The organism is Moraxella sp. I5G, from assembly GCF_055193055.1.
The window spans coordinates 1-4,320 of record NZ_JBUXLH010000028.1 but is presented as its reverse complement, the minus strand read 5'-3'; the positions used below and the strand labels follow the sequence as shown (position 1 = coordinate 4,320).

Below are 4,320 nucleotides of genomic sequence, written 5' to 3'. Positions count from 1 at the left end.
TTGTTAATTTTTTGTTTTTTTTAGCTAGAAAGACAAAAGAAAAAATCAAAACCCTTTGCCCTTGTTGTAGTCTTTTTGTCTGTCTTGGCTCTTGGTTCTAATTTCATAATCCTGCTGAATGCTGTAAGTTTTATCATCGTGGCTAAGAGTGTAATTCTTGCCAACAGTTAAATTACCAACCCTATGCAAAACAATGCCATCCGTTGTTTCTTGCAGACTCATCTTGTCATCTGATTGGATAATCTTACCCCTGTAAGTCTGACCCACTCTTGCGTGCTTATCTGCTCCGTATTCTTTGGCTTTGATATCCATTTCAGCTTGTTCGTGTAGCTTGATTGACAAAAACGCCTGTTTGCCCTTTTCGTAGTAACTAGGGTCATCTTTGGCTAATTGTTCATTAGCTTGTTTTCTGTGTTTGTCTGTAATGCCTTTGGCTTTCATCATGTCGTGTTGTTCTTTGATTGCGTTGTAGCGGTCTAAGACTTGTTGTTTGTCTTTTTGCCATTGGTCTTTACCAAAGAATAACGGTTCATTATCCCTTAGTTTTTCAAAGGTGGCTAAAAGGGGTTTGCCCTTTTTTCTCAAGACTTGTAGCTGATTTGCTAGGATGTTTTGGGCGATTTTCTCTACTCGCTCATCAAATTCTTGTAAAAATGCTAAATTTTGATGATACTGTTTGGATGATAATAAATTATCGCTGTAAATCGCTCTATTTTGCGTTTTAAGCGTGTTTTTGGGGGTGGGTGGTATGTTGATACCATTTTTGCTTTTCTGTGGCTCTAATGGGCTTTTACGTGCGTTCTCGCGCGTTTGTGCTTTTTTGACAACTTTAGCCATTTCCAGCTGTGCTTGTCGTCTGGTTTGTTCTTGGCGTTGCCGTTCGGCTTGCTCTGCCTGCCGTGCCTGTTGCCGTAAGGCTTGATAGGTTAATACTTGCTCGTTATACGCTTTGATGGCTCGGTTATGGTCGCCCACATCGGTTTTTATGCCCTTTCGTTCAAGTTCGGTGGCTTGCCAACCCATTTTGACGGTAGGTAGGGTCAATAAACCCCTGTCAGCGTGGCTACGGTGGTCTATACGCTCGTCTAAGCCGTGTTCTGCTAGGTAGGTATTGGCAAGCTCTGCCCAAGTCCTACGAAGCTCTACAAGCTCGTCTTGATTGGATAATAACCCTGCTTGTTTTAACTGGGTATTACTCATCTCAAGCTGCGATTTTTTGCCTAGCTCAAATCTACCGTCCTGCTCTTGCGTGATTTGACGTGTTGTCAAAAGCAAATGGGCGTGATAGTTGCGGTTGTCGCCCTGCTTATCAGGCGCGTGTACGGCAACATCAACGGCTATCTTGTATTTTTGGCTAAGGTTTGTGGCAAATTCATAGGCAAGCATTTTTCCTGCGGATTGGTCGCCCTGCATGAGTTCATGGGGGATATTTATCACAATCTCCCTTGCGGTTCTGCTGTTGCTTCGTGTTTCTGTCTTTTCGGCTAAGTTCCAAAGTTCGTTGCGGTCAATATTCAATCCGTGTGGCGTGGCTAATCCTGTCCAAAGTACGCCACTTCGTTTTGTATAATCATAAGTTTTCCCTAGTCGCTCATCGGTAATCTCAATCCCTGCACGATACGCAACACTGGCAACGGCACTGCGTCCACTACTGCGTGATATTGGTTTGGTGCTTAGATGGTAAATTGCCATAAGGGTTATTTTTTCTTTTGTCTTTTCAACCAAAACTGCCCAAGCAGTTTTGTGGGGGTTAAGGGGGTCGCCCTCTTACGAACTTGAAAACTTAGTATAATGTAGCTTTGCGGAATTATAACAAAGTTTTCGTAAGTTCGCACTTCATGGATTTACGCATCTAATAAAATCAATTATAATGACAAATATATTTTTACTTGATAAGAGCTAAAAATGGTAACGCTTGAACAAAAATTGGCAGAGTTAGAACAGAAAACCGCACGAATAAAAGACAAGATTAAAAAGCAAGATACAGCCGAAAAAGTGGTTATCGGTGGTATGATGTTAGCCTATGCACGCAAAAACCCTAATAATGCCAAAAGATTGCTTGAAATTATGCAAAGCGAATTAAGAGAACAGGATTTAAAACGAGTGCAAAGGGCAGTTGATAATCTTAATTTGATTGTTGGGAATGCACAGCTTGCTAACCTTGATGGCGGTAGTTATGCCAATCCTTGAAATTTGCGGAATAATTTTTGAGTGGCACGACCCAAAATATGAGTTGATTCTTAGCAAACGTAAGATTACTTTTGAAGAAGTGGTTAGTGTATTTTCTGATGATTTTGCTGTTGAAATTGAAGATGTTGGCGATTACAATGAACAAAGAATGATTGTTATTGGTATGAGCAATCAAGCAAGACTTTTGGCAGTTGTTTATACTGAACGAGCAAATACGGTCAGGATTATTACGGCTTACTTTCCAAGCAATGAACAAGTAAGGGGGTATAATAATGCACGAAAAAGATTTTGATTTTGAACGCTATAAGGGTTTGGATTTTAGCGATGCCAAGCCCCTTAGACACAATCCCAAATTTAAGAAATTTCAAGATGATGTCAGGGCTATGCAGTTACAAAAACAGGATAAATTTTTAAGCCAATTTGATAGCGATGTTATGGAAGCTATCATTAAGCATAGTACCCCAAGCGATAGAGAACGGTTAAATACAATGATTAGAGTACTGTTTGCAACTGCTTGAAAATAGCGTATAATACTAAAAGCCCATTGAGCCGGTCAGTCCTTGCATTATACTTAATGTCATCGGCTACCATTTCTGGAATGGGCTTTTTTATTGCAAAAATTTCAAATTTAGATACCGCAAATGGTGCAACTGCTCAAATTTATATTTCTCCATTCTAAAAACTTCTCTAAAATTACCCTGCTCATAGCGCATTTTTTGGAGGCTGGCGCGCATCTTTTGCGGATTGATGTTATTTGCAATGTAGGCGTTAATCAGCGTATCACTGGCTAAAATCTGCTCGTATTGCTTTCTTGCCAGCTCTAATTGCTGTTTTTCGTGTTCTTTTTGCGCTTGGCGTTCGGCTTTTTTGCGCTGTTTTGCTTCTTGTTCGGCTTGTATGGCGTCTTGGTGCTGTTTTAACGCCTGTTTGATGAGATTTTGGCGATGTTCTGCTGTTGCGCCAATGCTGTCGGCGTAGGCGTTCTTTTGGGCGATAATATCGTGTTCTTGGTCGGTTAGGTTGTCAAAAATATCAATAGTTTTTTGGTCTCTTGTTGGCTCTGATAGCGGTTTTTCTTTTACTTTTGGTGCAAATTTTAATTCAATCGCTACAAATTTACGCCCTTTTTTAATAAGTTCGTATTGCACGTTATAGGGGGATTTTTCATTTATTTCATCAATGGCAACATCAAGTACACGCTTTTTGAAATCTGCAAACAAAGCATATTTAAGACCTAGCATTAACATAAATTTCAAATCATCAATGGTTATTTTTACATAACCAGTTGATTTGTATTGCATCATTAGCTGATAAATTCTATGGGCGTAAGTGCTTTTAAATTCTGCCACATCTTGAATTGAAAATTGCGTGAAATTCTTTTTTAGATTGCTAAGTAATGGTAAGATTTTTTGATGAAAAACTACTCTTGCCACAATGTTTTCATCGGCTCTATGTGTAAAGCTATCTATGAGATTATGAAGCCTTAAAGCCCTAATGTAATCATCATAATCGTCAGGGTTGGGGTATAGCTCTCGGAGTTTTTGCTCTGCATTTTTATCAAATCTTAAAACTTCAGACAACCAAGGCATTTCAAGCGTCCCTAGTGGTGTTTTAACTGTTACACTCTTTTTCATCAAATCTCTTGTAGCTTGGCGTATCTCTTGGGAAACAATGTCAGGATTTACTCCAAGCTCAATAAAATCATCACGGCTAATATAAAACACCTGATTTTCCCCCATCTCTACCATAGGCTCAATTTTCTTTAAAGCACATAAAATTAGACGTTGTTCATTGAGTGTCAAATGGTAAGCACTTGTAACCAAGCTATTATCCACAACCACAATTTCATTGCTCATAATCATCACACCAAAAAAATTCAAGGTGTTATTCTATCATAACTATGACTAAATCTCAATTAGTCATAGTTAGCCATGAAAACGTCATAGTTAGCCATGAAAACGTCATAGTTAGCCATGAAAACGTCATAGTTAGCCATGAAAACGTCATAGTTAGCTCTCGCAAACCCTTGTTACATAAGGCTTTGCGTGGGGTCTAAAAATATATAAAAATATATAAAAAAATAATAAAAAGAGCCAAAACTGAAAAAACACTCGGTTTTGGCTCTTTTTC

5 protein-coding genes are annotated in these 4,320 nt (G+C 39.0%); 3 read left to right on the top strand and 2 right to left on the bottom strand.

Annotated features, from left to right (window positions below; all coding sequences use genetic code 11):
- Nucleotides 1-45: 45 nt before the first annotated feature.
- Nucleotides 46-1,692, bottom strand: coding sequence for a MobQ family relaxase (mobQ, locus tag ACZBKJ_RS09695; RefSeq protein ID WP_463200883.1), 1,647 nt, complete (start codon nt 1,690-1,692; stop codon nt 46-48).
- 213 nt (nt 1,693-1,905) lie between these two features.
- Between mobQ and ACZBKJ_RS09690 the strand changes: the two genes are divergently transcribed.
- From ACZBKJ_RS09690 to ACZBKJ_RS09680, 3 genes are read left to right on the top strand one after another with little or no spacing between them, the layout of a single operon-like run.
- Nucleotides 1,906-2,190 (top strand): hypothetical protein, encoded by a 285-nt coding sequence (locus ACZBKJ_RS09690; RefSeq protein WP_463200882.1) that lies wholly within the window; start codon nt 1,906-1,908, stop codon nt 2,188-2,190.
- Nucleotides 2,177-2,482: a BrnT family toxin gene (locus ACZBKJ_RS09685; protein ID WP_463200881.1), complete on the top strand. Its 306-nt coding sequence runs from the start codon at nt 2,177-2,179 to the stop codon at nt 2,480-2,482. The genes ACZBKJ_RS09690 and ACZBKJ_RS09685 overlap by 14 nt, the downstream gene beginning before the upstream one ends.
- Nucleotides 2,463-2,708, top strand: a complete 246-nt coding sequence (locus ACZBKJ_RS09680) for a hypothetical protein (RefSeq protein ID WP_463200880.1) — start codon at nt 2,463-2,465, stop codon at nt 2,706-2,708. Before ACZBKJ_RS09685 ends, ACZBKJ_RS09680 begins: the two co-directional genes overlap by 20 nt.
- Nucleotides 2,709-2,798: 90 nt before the next feature.
- Here ACZBKJ_RS09680 and ACZBKJ_RS09675 read toward each other — a convergent pair whose 3' ends face one another.
- Nucleotides 2,799-4,046, bottom strand: coding sequence for a replication initiation protein (locus ACZBKJ_RS09675; protein ID WP_463200879.1), 1,248 nt, complete (start codon nt 4,044-4,046; stop codon nt 2,799-2,801).
- Between the last annotated feature and the right edge of the window lie 274 nt (nt 4,047-4,320).

Excerpts from the sequence above, each read along its gene's own strand:
- ACZBKJ_RS09680 (WP_463200880.1), top strand. The coding sequence starts at position 2,463 with ATGCACGAAAAAGATTTTGATTTTGAACGCTATAAGGGTTTGGATTTT.
- mobQ (WP_463200883.1), bottom strand. The coding sequence starts at position 1,692 with ATGGCAATTTACCATCTAAGCACCAAACCAATATCACGCAGTAGTGGA.
- ACZBKJ_RS09690 (WP_463200882.1), top strand. The coding sequence starts at position 1,906 with ATGGTAACGCTTGAACAAAAATTGGCAGAGTTAGAACAGAAAACCGCA.
- ACZBKJ_RS09685 (WP_463200881.1), top strand. The coding sequence starts at position 2,177 with ATGCCAATCCTTGAAATTTGCGGAATAATTTTTGAGTGGCACGACCCA.
- ACZBKJ_RS09675 (WP_463200879.1), bottom strand. The coding sequence starts at position 4,046 with ATGAGCAATGAAATTGTGGTTGTGGATAATAGCTTGGTTACAAGTGCT.